General features: G+C 33.2%; 13 protein-coding genes. 4 read left to right on the top strand and 9 right to left on the bottom strand.

Annotation, left to right across the window (positions count from 1 at the left end):
• Nucleotides 1-11: 11 nt before the first annotated feature.
• The 9 genes from CCY98_RS01920 to CCY98_RS01880 are packed head-to-tail and all read right to left on the bottom strand — an operon-like array spanning nt 12 to nt 11045.
• Entirely contained in the window at nt 12-338 is a 327-nt protein-coding gene (locus CCY98_RS01920; RefSeq protein WP_112056910.1) for a hypothetical protein, read from the bottom strand.
• 10 nt (nt 339-348) lie between these two features.
• Nucleotides 349-1734 (bottom strand): NFACT family protein, encoded by a 1386-nt coding sequence (locus CCY98_RS01915; RefSeq protein WP_258437864.1) that lies wholly within the window; start codon nt 1732-1734, stop codon nt 349-351.
• Complete coding sequence (locus tag CCY98_RS01910; RefSeq protein ID WP_112056908.1) at nt 1679-3229, bottom strand: DNA repair protein; 1551 nt, start codon at nt 3227-3229, stop codon at nt 1679-1681. Before CCY98_RS01910 ends, CCY98_RS01915 begins: the two co-directional genes overlap by 56 nt.
• On the bottom strand, nt 3229-4077 hold the full coding sequence (locus CCY98_RS01905) for an NAD(+)/NADH kinase (protein ID WP_112056907.1): 849 nt from the start codon (nt 4075-4077) through the stop codon (nt 3229-3231). Before CCY98_RS01905 ends, CCY98_RS01910 begins: the two co-directional genes overlap by 1 nt.
• Nucleotides 4074-4763, bottom strand: a complete 690-nt coding sequence (locus CCY98_RS01900) for a hypothetical protein (protein WP_112056906.1) — start codon at nt 4761-4763, stop codon at nt 4074-4076. Before CCY98_RS01900 ends, CCY98_RS01905 begins: the two co-directional genes overlap by 4 nt.
• Nucleotide 4764: 1 nt before the next feature.
• Nucleotides 4765-5580 (bottom strand): J domain-containing protein, encoded by an 816-nt coding sequence (locus tag CCY98_RS01895; protein WP_112056905.1) that lies wholly within the window; start codon nt 5578-5580, stop codon nt 4765-4767.
• Complete coding sequence (locus CCY98_RS01890; protein WP_112056904.1) at nt 5581-7626, bottom strand: dynamin family protein; 2046 nt, start codon at nt 7624-7626, stop codon at nt 5581-5583.
• Complete coding sequence (locus CCY98_RS01885) at nt 7619-9895, bottom strand: dynamin family protein (protein ID WP_112056903.1); 2277 nt, start codon at nt 9893-9895, stop codon at nt 7619-7621. The genes CCY98_RS01890 and CCY98_RS01885 overlap by 8 nt, the downstream gene beginning before the upstream one ends.
• Nucleotides 9896-9899: 4 nt before the next feature.
• Nucleotides 9900-11045 carry an MFS transporter gene (locus CCY98_RS01880; RefSeq protein WP_112056902.1) on the bottom strand — a complete coding sequence of 382 codons (1146 nt, stop codon included), beginning with the start codon at nt 11043-11045 and terminating at the stop codon, nt 9900-9902.
• 197 nt (nt 11046-11242) lie between these two features.
• Between CCY98_RS01880 and rplI the strand changes: the two genes are divergently transcribed.
• From rplI to era, 4 genes are read left to right on the top strand one after another with little or no spacing between them, the layout of a single operon-like run.
• Complete coding sequence (gene rplI, locus CCY98_RS01875; RefSeq protein WP_112056901.1) at nt 11243-11689, top strand: 50S ribosomal protein L9; 447 nt, start codon at nt 11243-11245, stop codon at nt 11687-11689.
• A complete protein-coding gene (gene hslV, locus CCY98_RS01870) occupies nt 11689-12225 on the top strand; it encodes an ATP-dependent protease subunit HslV (RefSeq protein ID WP_006655486.1) in 537 nt (178 codons plus the stop codon). Before rplI ends, hslV begins: the two co-directional genes overlap by 1 nt.
• 41 nt (nt 12226-12266) lie before the next feature.
• Nucleotides 12267-13589: an HslU--HslV peptidase ATPase subunit gene (gene hslU, locus CCY98_RS01865; protein WP_112057080.1), complete on the top strand. Its 1323-nt coding sequence runs from the start codon at nt 12267-12269 to the stop codon at nt 13587-13589.
• Between the two features lie 8 nt (nt 13590-13597).
• Complete coding sequence (gene era / locus CCY98_RS01860; protein WP_112056900.1) at nt 13598-14482, top strand: GTPase Era; 885 nt, start codon at nt 13598-13600, stop codon at nt 14480-14482.
• The last annotated feature ends 7 nt before the right edge of the window (nt 14483-14489 follow it).

The following is a 14489-nucleotide window of genomic DNA, read 5'->3' as shown; positions in this document are numbered from 1 at the left end:
AAAAAAATGCATTAAATTGAAATATTTAAGTGCTGAATCAATCCATTCTCATCAGTTTGAATTTCATCTTGAGAATCTTCTTGTGTTTCTAGTGTTTTTGTTGTTTCTTGATTCTCTTTTTCTTGATCTTCCTTACCATTATCTTCTTTATCTTCATTGGTTTTTAGGGTTTCTTCAGTTGGGCGCACTTCTTGGATTTCATTTTCTTTATCTTGCATTTCTTGGAGACTAATCATAGCTTGAAAATCTAATTTAACTTGATTATTTGCTTGTTGAATTGAGCCAACTTGTGAGTTTTGATTAATAAAATTTACATTGCTAATTGGAGAGACTGCCATTTTTTCTCCTTTATTCCTTTATGATTTGGAGTGTTTGTTCCTTTCCGTAGATTACATTTGCGCCTTGAGTAATTTTTACAAATTTTCTTTTGGTGTAATCCACCTCATAATTCCCACTAAAGCTTTTCAAAAAGCCTACTAAAATCTTAGCAGCTTTTTGCAAGATTATATCAGGAATCTTATTTTTTCCACAATGAATAATAAGATGAGAGCTTGGAATATCGCGGATATGCATCCAAATATCATCGGCTTTTGCTTCTTTAAGTAAAGCGATATTTTCTTTTTCACTTTTACCAATAGAGACTTTAAAACCTTCGATAAAAAAGCTCTCAAAGGACTTGGAAATTTTTTTTTGTTTGATTTCTTTTTGGGAGTTTGAATCCAAAATTTGCAAATCATTGAGATTTGTTACATTTTGAACCATTTCTAAAAGTTTAGAATAAAAGGTGATTTTATCCTGCAAATTCTCTTCTTGAAGATGGATATTTTGTGCTTTTTTGCTTAGTTTTTTGGAGTTTTCAAAGAAAATTTGTGCGGCATGGCTTAGAGAAGTGGCTTTTGGTGGAAGCGTGATTTTGGTATCTTGGAGAATAATTTTTGTGCCTTTGAAATTGGGATAAAGATAGAGATTTTGGAGAATGAGTTTTCCATAATTTGATTCGTTTTGCGCGGTTTTTTCTAGCTCTTGTTTGTTTTCTAAATTTTTTAAAAAATATTGAAGTTGCTTGATTTTTTGAGTGATATGGGTGCTTGATTTTTGGATTTTTTGCTTTAATTCGTTTTCTTTAATTTTTAAAAAATTATTCTTTAGAGTTTCTAAAAGCTCACCTTCATCTTTTAAAATTGGCTTTTTATTGGGCTGTGGGAGAGGTAAAAGAGGGCGTGAGATTTTAACTTCGCGGAAAGATTGATCTTTTGTGATGTGTCGCAAAGCATCAATAACAATGAAGTCTGGAGTAAGTAAAATAAGATTGGTATAACAGCCTGTAAATTCAGCTTGCAAAAGAGTGATATTGGTTTTGTAACTATTTTGTGTTTCTAAGAAAAGCTGTAAAATCCGATTGTCTCCATCAACTTTGGCGTTTTTGATTTGAGCGTTATAGCAGAGTTTTTGGAGACTTTTATCAAAAGGAGCATTATAGAGTTTAGGAGGGATTAGTTGATCTTGTGTGAGATAAATGCTACTTTTAGACTTGCTTAGATCAAAATAAAAGATTTCTCCGCTAATATCAAGCTTAAAAAGATTATCCCCAATGCGCTTAATGGAGCGGAGTTTTTTGGGAGAATCGTTGAGATAAATGGCAAATTTTTTTAGAGTGTTTAGATTCATAGCTTGTCTTTTAGAGATTTTGAAGTCGTTTGGTGGCAAAATCGATGGCTTCTTGTGTGATTTCACTACCGCTAATCATTCGCGCAATCTCATGGATTCTGCCTTCCTTATTAAGCAAGGTGATTTGCGATCCTTGGGGCTGTTTTTGGACGAGAAAGTGGGAGTGCGCTAGGCTTGGCATATGAGATTGGTGAGAGATAGCAAAGATTTGATAGTTTTGTGAGAGTTGATATAGGACTTCTGCAACACCTTGAGATTCTTCTCCACTTAAGTTTGCATCAATTTCATCTAAAATAATAATAGATTGATTTTTTGCTTGTGTGTTTTGAGTAAGCAAAAGGGCTAGGGAGAATCGATTGAATTCCCCAGCACTTAAATTTTTTAATTCCGTGTTAAGGGTGATATTAAAATTAACATTCCCCAAAATTCCCCATAAATCAGGTGAAATTTCTTGAAGTGAGATATTAGCAGGGGGCATTTTTAGATTCTTTAAAGTGTTATTTAGGGCTTGAGTGAAAGAAGCAAGATGAGTATTTCTTGATTCCAAGAGTGTTTTGGCATTTTTTTTGAGTGATTGTTGGCATTGGTTTAAGGTATTTTGAGATTCTTTTAAGAGAATGTCTAAGTTTTCATATTTGGCAAGTTCTTGTTTTTTGTTTTTTAAAGTTTCTATGGCTTCATCTACTCCGCCATAGCGATGTTTTAAAGCACTTAAAGCTTCAATTCTATTAAGAATCATTTCAGGATCAATAGATTCAATTTCGTTTAATCGCTCACTTTCTTGTTGGCAAATTGTTTCTAATTCATTGAGTGCATTTAAAATAGAATCGTTTTTGCAATCAATAAGGTTTAGAAAATTAGAGATTTTGTGGGTTTGACTTAAGAAACTTTGAATCTCTTGCAAACTTTGGGCTATTTTTTCTTTTTTGGAAAATTCTTTTTTAAGCATCAAAAGCTCTTCATATTCGCCTTTTTTGGGATTAAGCGTTTCTAGCTTTTGGATTTCAAATTGCAAAAATTCTTTGAGTTCATTGACTTTGAGCGATTCTTCTTGGAGTTTTTTGAGTGCATTTTTAGCATTTTGGTATGCGCCAAAGGCATTTTGGTAGTCCTCTAAAAAGTTTTTGTGTTTTGAATCTTGAGCGTTGCAAAATGAATCTAAAGCAAAAAAAAGATTCTCTTCTTTAAAAGAATTATAAGATTTTGTGCCTAAGTGTTTTAAAAATGGGGCAAAGATTTCAGTAATTTTCTTTTTAGGAATATTTTGCGCGTTTAAAAAATAGCGGATTTTGTCTTTTTTGGTAAGTGTTAAGATAACTTCGCCCTCATCAATTAAGCCTTGAAATTCTTCTGGGATTCCATAGAGTTCTAGCGTGGCTTCTAGGGTTTGTGCGTTGCTTTCTTTTAATCCAAAAAGAGCTAGGATTGATTCCATTAAAACAGACTTTCCAGCCCCACTTGCTCCACTAAAAACATTAAAAAAGGGTGAGGGTTCAAAACAAGCAACTTTAAAGGCAGGAGAATCTTTGATAACGATTTTTTTGATTAAGATTTTTTGCATTATTCATAATCTCCCCAATGAAATTTTTCTTTGAGAATTTTAAAATAATCCCAATGAATGTTGTGAATGAGCTTGGCTCCATCTTTTTGGGTTTTTATGGAGATTTTTTGCCCGGATTTGAGAGTTTTATTTTCTTGTCCATCAATAACAATATTGCAAATCCCTTGTTCTCCAAGCTCTATATCAATGGTAAAATTTGCAGGTAGAATTAGAGGTCTTTGGGTTAAAGAATGCGCACAAATAGGGGTTAAAAGTAGATTGTGAGAGAAAGGATAGACAACGGCGCCACCCGCGCTAATATTATAAGCTGTAGAGCCTGTTGGGGTAGCAAGAATCAAACCATCTCCATAGTAAGAATTAAAGTAATTTCCATCAATATAGGCTTTGAGATGAATCATAGAAGCATCATTAGGACGGGCTAAAATAATATCATTGAGTGCAAAAAAGCTTGTTTTATCATCAATTTTTCCTTCAAGCATCATATGATTGGTGATATTGTAGTTTCCAGTTTTAAGATTTGGCAAAAAAGATTGAACTTCGTGTTTTTGTAAATCTGTAAGGAACCCTAAATGCCCCATATTGATTCCCAAAATTGGCTTTTGATATGAAAAAGATCGTCTAGCAGTGGAGATGAGCGTGCCATCACCTCCAATAGAAATTAAAGCATCGCAATATTGGCAGAGATCTTGGAAGTTTAAACCATTTCTATTAATCATACCACCACTAATAGAATCTAGCAAAACTTCAAAGCCAAGTGAATGGGCAAGGCTTTGAAACTCCAAAAAATATTCTTTGAGTTCGGGGGTTGAGGGGCGTAAGATTACACCTAAAGTGTGAATTTCTTTCATTCTACGAAATAAGCTTTGATTCTATAGCCTCGTTTGTCTTTTGATTCTAAACTTGGACCTTCAAAGGCAGTAACATTTGGCAGCTTTTTGTTAATTTCTCTAATTGCATTCCACGCTCTAAAACTAGCTAAACCTTCTTGCTTGAGTTCAGGAGAAAGACCTTTATAGGGGTTGTTATCAACGATTCCTTGCACTTCAAAGGCAACAACTTTTTTGTCATTTTCTAATTCTTTGTTAATTTTGGTAGTAAGAGATAAAAGGCAACCTTGTGGAATCTCCCATTTTCCAGTTTGCATTGAAAAGCACTCTGCTATGATTTGTTTTTTAGGTTTGATGGTATAGCGTAATTGCAGTGTTGTTGGCTTTTGTGTTGAGTTGCTTAGAGATTGAGAGAGTTTTTGAAGCTCTTTTTCTTTTTGAATAAGAGCGTTTTGTAGGCGTTTAATCTCTTCATCTTTGGCGTATTCTTGTGTGTGTTTTTGATTAGCAGGTTGCATTTCTTTTTTGTTTAGTGAGTTTTGTAGATTGCTGATGATATTTTTGCCCACTCCGTTATTAAGGAAATAGTAACCTAGGCTAAAAATAATGGCAATAAGCAAGATTAGCAATAACAGATAAGTTAAAAAATGGCTTTTTTTAGGTTTTTCTTCAAGATTTAATTCAACAGATTCATTTTCTTGCGACATTTTAGCTCCTTAAATAGCATTTAAAGTTTGATTTAATGTTTTCATAGGCTTCATTGATGATACGAAATTTTTCAGAATAGCCCTCAATGATTTTGGAATCTTGTCCATAAACATTGTCAGGATGATAAATTTTTGCAAGTTCAATGTAGCGATTTTTTACACTTTCAAACTCATCGTCTTCTCTGCAACCTAAGATTCTATAACTTCTCTTAAGCAATCTTTCTTCCTTGGTAGTGTAGGGCTCAAAGCATTCAAAAGTGTTGTTGGTTTTGAAAGTTTCATAATCAAAATCCAAAACAACATTGTGGATAATTTTTTGAGAGAGCATTGCAATGAGTTTTTCCCAAAAATAAGAGCTACTTGAATCTAAAAAAATTTCTTGCTTAGTGTAGCTAATAAGAAAATCTTGAAATAAGGAAGTCAAATAGCGTCTTGCAAGACGATTTGGGCGATTTAGTCGCAAACAAACTTGCGCTCTTGCTAGGCTACTATGCAGGATTTGCAAAGAAACAATGATATGCTCTAAAATAGCCTTGTTTTCAATCATTTTAATGCGGATTGGAAGGTGGCTACTATCGATGATGGATTGGAAGCTTGGATTGTCTTTTTTATTTTCTTCTTGCATAGCGACATGATAAGCCCAATTTAAAAAATAATCCTTTTTATAGCGTTCCCCATCATCTAAAATCAATACTGAACTAGAGAGGCGATAGGCTTTGGAGAAGTGCTTGTATGCAAAATCAATAGCGCGTTTTAAAAAGCGCGATTCTTTTTCAATGCTAATTTGAATGTATGGCTCTAAGAGCTCTACTTTCATTTAAACTTCCTTGTTTTTAGTGTCTTGTCTGCTTATAAGCAACTCTGGTTCCATATTCATAAATTTTTTGATAATTTGTAGATTTTTTATAATTTTATCAATTTCTGTCTTAAGATTTGTCATTTGATCATTAATGAGTTGAATTTTATCGCGCGTGAGATTCTCCAAGCCTTTTAAAAATTGAGAATGGGTTTTTTTAAGTAGATTCATAGGTCCAAATAATTGAGCTTGTAAGGGTTCAAAACAAAAAGATTCATTAAGATAATCGCGGATATTTTCTAGGGTGGGTGAAAAAATTGCAAAATCTTGATTTTCTTGATGTTTGGCAATGGAGTTTTTAAGTTTTAAATCAAGCTTGTTGAGTGCCGATTCAATTGCGTTATTATAATTTAGTGTTAGAAAATGGCTTAAGAAGTGAAGTTGGCTTTGGAGATTGGAGGTGGCTAGTAAGTCATTTTTATCAAAATCAGTTATAAGGCATTCGTAATATTGCTGTGAAAAATGTTGCAAGTCTTTGAAGCTTTGGCTATTTGGGGCGTATTTATAAATCTCTTGTTTTTGAACTTCTTTGTCTTGCCATTGCTTGGTTTTGGATTTTAAATCTTTTGAGAATTCTTCCACTAAATCTCGGAATAAATTGCAAAAATTATGGATTTGTGCGCTTAAGGCTTTGAAATCTTTTTGAAAAGGTGAATCTTGATTTTGGAGGCGGATTTTAATTTGCTCTAATGGTAGCGACACAACTTCCTTGCTTTGTAAAATAATTTTTTCTTTAAAAAGTGATTTTTGTTTAATGGGAAAATTAAGAGTGATTTTTTCTAGGTTGTTATAGATATTTTGTGCAAGAGAATCCAAAAGCAAATCTAAGGTTTTATAGAGATTGTTGAAAATTTGCTGTTGCTTTTCTTGGTGAGTTTGGCTTTTTAGAGTGGTATTGTGGAGATGATTAATAAATATTTTAGTTAAAGATTTGTAGCAAAGTAAAGTTTTGTGGTATTGGTAATGAAGTAAAATATGCATTTCTTTAAGTTTTTTAAGAGTGCTGTATTCTTTAGAAAGGGTTGCTTTGGGCTTGATAGTATGTGTTATGAAATCAAAGATAGCTTGCATATTGGATTGTTTGATGAGGTTTATATAATCAGTATTGTTTTGGCTTGTGCTTTGAATGGATTTTGAAGTGAATTGAAAATCAGATTCTAAGGTGCTTAAAAGTGTTTCTTTATTTTCTATGTGAATGAGATTTTGAATCTTTGAAGAGAGATTGGAGAGAAGATTTTTTAGGATTTTTTGAGGGGAGTTTAGATTGGCTTGAAGTCCTATTTTTGCAGAAATTGGAATGACTTCTGCAAAGATTCCATTAAAGGCTTCTTTGGCATATTGAACGCTTAAATTGATTTCTTCTTGAGATTTTAAGCGATCTTTTTGGTTTAAAACACAAAGGCTTTTTTGTGCATAATGTTTGATGAATTCCTTAAGGAGCTGTTTTTCGCTATTTTTTCCAGCATTATCAATAAGCGTTAGCCAAATAATTCCATCCACATTTTCTAGAATTTTTAAAGTTGTGTTGGTGTCTTCTTGATTTTGGGAGTTAAACCCTGGAGTGTCAAGAAAATTAATTTCTTTTAAGAGTAAAATAGGTGCATAAAGGCAAAAATAATCAATGTTTTGAGAATTTTGTCTTGTAAGCTTGTGGAGAAAATCAATATTTTGTGGAATCTTATGCCCATTTTTATAAACAACCTCCAAAATATATTCATCTCCATAACAGATTTTACAGACTTTTGAAGTTATTGGTGTGATTCCAGTTGGCAAGATATTTTCACCCAAAAGAGCATTTAAAAAGGTGCTTTTACCGCTTGAGAATTGCCCAATAATAGCAATTTGCATAGATTCTTGATTTTTATCATAAAGATCACGAAAAAATTCTAGGGAGTAGTCATTTGGATTAAGATTGTTTTGGCAATCTAAAAGTAACTTTTGGATTGGGGTGGTTTGTGAGTTTTTTTGTAGAATCTCTTGGCATTCTTTTAGGAATTGTTTAAGCATTGGAAATCCTTGTTGCGTATTCTTGGATATTTTGGAGTTGGTTTAGGTGATTTTTGATTTGTTCTTGAAGGGCAAGAATTTCTTGTTCTTTTTTGACTTTGTTTTCTGAATTATTTTGTGAATCTTCAAGGCTTTTTTGGAGAATCTTTTCTTTAGTTTGCAAAATAAGTTCTGATTCTTCTAAAATCTCATTAAAGTGATTTTGGAGATTTAAAAAGAGCTGCGATTGGATAGTTTTGCTTTGGTTATAGATGGATTCTTTAAAAGATTCAAAGCCTAAAGAAAAAGCATTTTGTAGCGAATTTAAGAGTTTTGCATCTTTGTGTTTTAATGAAATATGATTTAAAATTTGTATTTTAACCTTAAGAATCAAAGTCTCATTAAGCTTGATTTGTGAGAGTTTTAAGCTGTGATTTAGGGTAAATTGGCTGATGAGTTGAGAGATTTTTTGAGAAAAATTATACTGATAAACTCTTAGAATATCAATTAAAAAATCTTTTAAGCCTTGCAGGAGAATTTTTTCTACGCGTTCTTTACTTGGTGTTTTGTTTTGATTGTAATCATACATAATGTCTTCAAAGATTCGTTCAATGAGTATGTTTTGTGCTTCAAGAAGCTTTTGGGAGAGCAGGTTTGTTGCTGTGTTGGCATAATCTTGTAATTGTTGCTGTATGGCTTGTAGTTTTTGCTTGGTGGAGTTTAGCTCATCTTTAGCTTTTTGTGCTTCTTGTTTAGTGCTTTCAATAAGAGAGAGAATGGATTCTCTTGAGCTAAAAAGCAGTGTTTTTTCAAGATTGAGATTTTCTTGCAAAGCAAGAAAGGCTTTTTTAAAGCCTTGCGTAGCTAGATAAATGAGATCTTTTGCTTTGGTGCTATTGCTTCCTATGAGAGTTTTTTGTAAATATTCAATGAGAGCATTAAAATTGGATTCTTGGAGGGTGTATCCTAACTCTTTAGCTTTTTGGGGATTAGTTTGGCAAAGAAGTGCAGGATAGCTTGCAAGGCAAAGAAAATCTAGGCGCTTTATCAACAGAGCACCATCTTGGAGTGTAGAGATTTGGCTTTGTATAGTTTCTTTAGTGTAATCTAGAGCTTGAAGTAGATCTTTTTTTGAGAGTAAATCAGCGTGGGTTAAGATAATAAGAATCCTTGAAATATTGGAGTTTTGCAAAGCTTCTAAAATAAAGTTAATATCTAATTGGGTGGCGCTTTGTGAGGCATTCATCGCATGAATGAGCAAATCGCATTGGCAAAGATAATTCTTGGTGATTTCTTCTCTTTGGATAATAGGATCATCAAGTCCTGGAGTATCAACAATTTCCACTTGATTTTGCAAGAATTGCAAGGGCGTAAAGAGCGTGGTTTCTTTGATAAGATTGCAAAGTTTGCTAGGAGAGTTCGCAGAAGTGAATTTTGGTAGCTCTTCAAGTGGAATCTCAAGGCTTTGTTTGGGATTAGAATCTAAAATATATTGAGAAAGAAAGCTTTGGAATTCTTGGTTTTGCAATAAAGATTCAAGATAGTTTGGTTCTAGGGTATTTTTTAAATCTTCCCATTCTTGTTTGCTCCAAAAATTTATTTTTGCATAGGAAGTTTCGTTATATTTGAGAGTTGTTAGACTTGCAGTTTCTGGTATAGTGGAGCTACCTAGAATCTCTTTGCCTAAAAGCGCATTTAATAAAGTGCTTTTGCCTGCACTTAACACTCCTGTGATTCCTATGGAGAAATGTTGAGACTTGGTTTTTGTTAAAAGATTTTGTAATGATTTTTGAATATCTGCAAACATAGGGATAGAGTGCATTTGATTTTCTAAAATTGCAAGGCTTTCTTCAAAGAAATTTTCAAAATGTTGTATGGAAGAAGTGGGTGGGGTAGTTTTGGTTTGTTGAGAATCTAAAGGGATTTTTGAGAGAAATTGCAAAAGATGTTTGAAGTGGGCTTCTTCAATGATTTGATTTTGATTGAGAATTTTAAGTTTATTTAGAGTTTCTTGGAGAATGGTTTTGATTTTTGGGTTATTAGATGAGTGTTGTAGCTGAAATAATAGGCTAAGTTGGGCTTGTTTAATAAGCTTAAAGCTTAAAATTTCTTGGAGATAATTTTGGCAAATATTTTGCAGGGTTTGGGATTGCCAAAAAAGATTAAAACTTTTTAGACTAAGGCTAAGTAAAATAGCTAAAATATCACTGCAAGAATTTGGCGGTAAGTTAAGGATATTTAGATTACCTAAAGGGTTTATTTGATCATAATTTTCTTCTAGCCATTCCATAGATTTATCCTTTGATAAAATGTTTTTTAGATTGATAAAAAATCAAAGCGCTTACAAACAAAATAATCCCTAGAATCAAACAAAGAGTATTCCAGCCAAAAGGGCGATAAATGTAAGTGGGCAATGTTGTCCCAAGTGCGCCACCTGCATAGTATGAAGCAAGATACAAGCCATTGATGATTCCCTTTTGCTTGGTGGAGATTGTGTTGATTAATGCAGAAAGAGTGGAGTTAATGATAAACATACCGGCACTTAACACAAACACTGCAAAAAAGAGTTGCCAAAAATCTCCATAAAGCATCATAAGACACGCACAAGAAAAAATCACAAAACCGATGCTGATAGTTTTTATTTCTCCGCCAATAAATTTGATAATTTTTTGTGAAAAAAGAGCAGCTAGAATACCAATGATATATCCAAGATACATAAAGCCAATTTGTGCTGCAGTAGTGCTTGGATCAAGGGAGGAAACATAAAGGGGCATAAAATTAAGAGTGCCTTGAAAACAAAAGAGGATTAAAAATGCTGCAAAATACAACAAGAAAAAGCGTTTGTCTGTTAAAAAATCTAAAAAGATTCTAAAGGTGATTTTTGTATTTTTAATTTTTTTGTTAGTATTTGGGAGCTTTGTAATAAGTGCTGCAATCACAAGACTTGTAATTCCAAGGGCTAAAAAAGTGAATTTCCAAGAAAAAATAGTCGTCAAAATTCCGCCACCAACGCGAGAGAGAACACCGCCAAAAATTGTAGAAGCAATATAGGCGCCAATGTATTTATTGCTAGAATCAATGCGTGTAAGGCAAGTAACGGTTGCTGTAAGTGCCGCAGGAATAGCAAGTGATTCTCCAATTCTAAGGATTAGAAAACTGCTATATTGTTGGCTTAAACACAAAAGGCATTGAAAGATTCCAAGCAAGGCTAGTGAAATAATTAAAATAAGTCGAGTATCAAACTTTTCTAATAAATAACCATAAAAAATAGGCGCGATGGCTAACATAAAAAGGGGAATGGAAGTAAAAAGGGTAACTTGAGTGGTAGAAATAGAAAACTCTTTAATTAATAAAGGCTGTATGGGCTGTGTGATATAAAGTGTTGAAATAGTAACCATTGCACTTAACATAATGATAAAAAGATGATAGTTTTTTTGCATAAGAAATTCTTTATCAATTTTGTTTAGGTTTAGGTTTAGGGTTAAAAAATTTTTGTATCATATTCTTAGAAACTTTAAAAAAGTATAAAATAATTAAACTATTTTTTATTTTTGGTAATAAAAGCAAAAAACTGAAATATTCTCTTATTGTTTATTTAATAAAAAATGTTAAAATTTCAAAAATTTAAGGAGTATCGATGAAAGTATTATTATTACAAGATGTGAAAGCATTAGGAAAAAAAGGTGAAATTTGCGAAGTAAAAGATGGGTATGGAAAGAATTTTTTAATTGCTAAGGGAATGGCAGATTTTGCAACTAATGAAGTGATTAATCGCTACAAAGCAACACAAAAAAAGATAGCACAACAAGCAGCAGAAAATAGAGCTTTAATGGAAATGGCAGCCAAGAAGATTGAGGAAATTACTCTAAAAATTTCTCAAAAAGTTGGTGCAAATGGATCTCTTTATGGTGCAATTACCAAAGAAGATATTGCAGAAGAGCTTGCTAGAGCGCATCGTTTGGAGATTGACAAAAAAAGTATTGAGCTTAAAAGTCCCATTAAATCTACAGGGGTTTATGAAGTAGAAATTAAATTAGGCGGTGGAATCCACGCAAATTTGAAAATTGATGTAGAGGCGCTGTAATGTTTGAAGCAACAACGATATTAGCCTATAAAACAGAAAATGGGGCAGTCATTGGCGGAGATGGACAAGTTACTTTTGGAAATTGTGTCTTAAAGGGTAATGCTACTAAGATTCGCACACTTTATCACGGACAGATTTTAAGTGGCTTTGCAGGAAGTACAGCAGATGCTTTTAGCCTTTTTGATATGTTTGAGGGAATCTTAGAAAACAAAAAAGGGGATTTGCTTAAATCAGTGATAGAGTTTTCTAAAGAATGGCGTAAAGACAAGTATTTAAGGCGTTTAGAGGCGATGATGATTGTTTTAAATAAAGAGAAAATTTTTATTTTAAGTGGCACAGGCGATGTGGTAGAGCCAGAAGATGGAAGAATTGCTGCTATTGGTAGTGGCGGAAATTATGCACTCTCGGCTGCTAGAGCTTTGGATAGATTTGGTGGTGGGCAAATGCAACCAAAAGATTTGGTTTTAGAATCGCTTAAAATTGCAGGAGAGCTTTGCATTTATACTAATCAGAATATTAAGATTTTAGAACTTTAAAATAAGGAACAAAAGTAGGAAAAATGGAAAATTACATTGCGATGACACCAAAAGAGATTGTGAGTTATTTGGATGAATATATTATTGGGCAAAATGATGCTAAAAAAATTGTCGCTATTGCATTGAGAAATCGTTATCGGAGATTGCAACTTCCAAAAGAGATTCAAGAAGAAGTTATGCCCAAAAATATTTTGATGATTGGTTCAACAGGAGTTGGTAAAACTGAAATTGCAAGACGCATGGCTAAAATGATGGGATTGCCTTTTGTTAAAGTAGAAGCTAGCAAATACACGGAAGTGGGATTTGTGGGAAGAGATGTTGAATCAATGGTAAGAGATTTGGTGGTGGCTTCTATCAATCTGGTTAAAGAAGAGCATCGCCAAAAAAATGCACAAGGGATTCAAAAATATGTTTTAGATAAGATTGTAGAAAAATTAATCCCTCCGCTTCCTAAAGGTGCTAGTGAGCAAAAAATAGAAGAATATGAAAAAGCTTCAGAAAAGATGAGACAAAAGGTAGAAAATGGAGAAGTCGATCATCTAAAAATTGAGATTGAAGTTCCAAAACGCGCCTTTGAGATTGAAGATGGAAATATGCCAGCAGAGTTTGCAAAAGTGCAAGAGACTATTGCTAGGGTTTTTATTGCTTCGCCTAAAGAAAATCCCAAAAAAGAAGTGAGTATCAAAGAGGCAAAAGAGATTCTAAAGATTGAAGCAAGTGAAGCCCTATTGGATTTAGAAGGCATTAAGCAAGAGGGGCTAAAAAGAGCGGAGAATAGCGGTATTATCTTTATTGATGAAATTGATAAAGTTGCTGTGAGCTCTAATGCTCAAGGCAGACAAGATCCAAGCAAAGAAGGAGTTCAAAGAGATTTACTACCTATTGTAGAGGGAAGTATTGTAAATACCAAATATGGAAGTATTAAAACTGATCATATTTTATTTATTGCTGCAGGGGCTTTTAGTTTGAGTAAGCCTAGTGATTTGATTGCAGAATTACAAGGAAGATTTCCTTTGCGCGTTGAGCTAAATAGCCTTGATGAAGAAGTGCTTTATAAAATATTAACTCAAACTAAAAATTCAATTTTAAAGCAATATGAAGCACTTTTAGCAGTTGAAGAAGTAACTTTAAAATTTAGTGAAGAAGCCATTAGGGCTTTGGCGCATTATTCTCAACTAGCTAATGAAAAAACAGAGGATATTGGGGCTAGAAGATTGCACACGGTTGTAGAGCAGGTTATTGAAGAAATTAGCTTTGAAGCAGAAAATTACAAGGGTCAGGAAGTGGAAATCACAGAATCTCTTGTCAAAGAAAAGCTAGATAATCTTGTGGCTAATAGTGATATTGCACGATATATTTTATAGGGTTTTTCTTGGAAAGTAGAGCAGGATTTGTAGCGGTATTGGGACGACCAAATGCAGGGAAAAGCACTTTTTTAAATACGCTTTTGGGTGAGAGATTAGCGCTTGTTTCACATAAGGCAAATGCAACAAGAAAGCGAATGAATTTGGTTTTAATGCACGAAGGGGTGCAAATTGTCTTTGTGGATACTCCTGGGATTCATAAACAGGAAAAATTACTCAATCAGTATATGTTAAAAGAAGCAATGCAGGCGATGCAAGATTGCGATTTTTTGCTTTTTTTAGCACCAGTTAGCGATAAGATTGGTTTTTATGAAGAGTTTTTGCAAAGTGCAAAAAATAAACCCCATCTGCTACTTTTAACTAAGAGTGATAGTATAAGTAAAGAAGAGTTGTTTTGCAAAATACAAGAATATCAAAAATATCAAGATTTCTATAAAGCATTGATACCTATTTCTTATAAGGATTTGGGCTCTTTAAAAAATGTTGTGAAAAAATTAGCAGAAATGATGCCACCAAATCCTTATTACTATAATCCAGAAATTTTAAGTCCAAATAGCACCAAAGAGATTGTAAAAGAGATGATTAGAGAATCGTGTTTTGAAAATCTTAGTGATGAGCTACCCTATGAAAGTGATGTTGTAGTCAATCTTTATAAAGAAAAAAAGGATTTGGATTATATCAAAGCAACTATCGTTACTCACAAAGAAAGCCAAAAAGCAATGGTAATTGGCAAAGAGGGTAAAACTTTAAAAAGAATTGGAAAAAGCGCAAGAGAGAAAATAGAGAAGTTTATTGAGAAAAAAGTGTATTTAGAGCTTTTGGTTAAAGTTGTGTCAGGCTGGAGTAAGCAAAAAGAAAGCTTAAAGAAAGTCGGCTATGATTTTGAAGATTAAATGGAGA

Origin of the sequence: Helicobacter sp. 11-8110 (assembly GCF_003288905.1) — a bacterium.
In the GTDB taxonomy this organism is placed as follows: domain Bacteria; phylum Campylobacterota; class Campylobacteria; order Campylobacterales; family Helicobacteraceae; genus Helicobacter_D; species Helicobacter_D colisuis.
The sequence above is the reverse complement of the archived record's forward strand: the minus strand, read 5'-3'. Positions and strand labels throughout refer to the sequence as shown.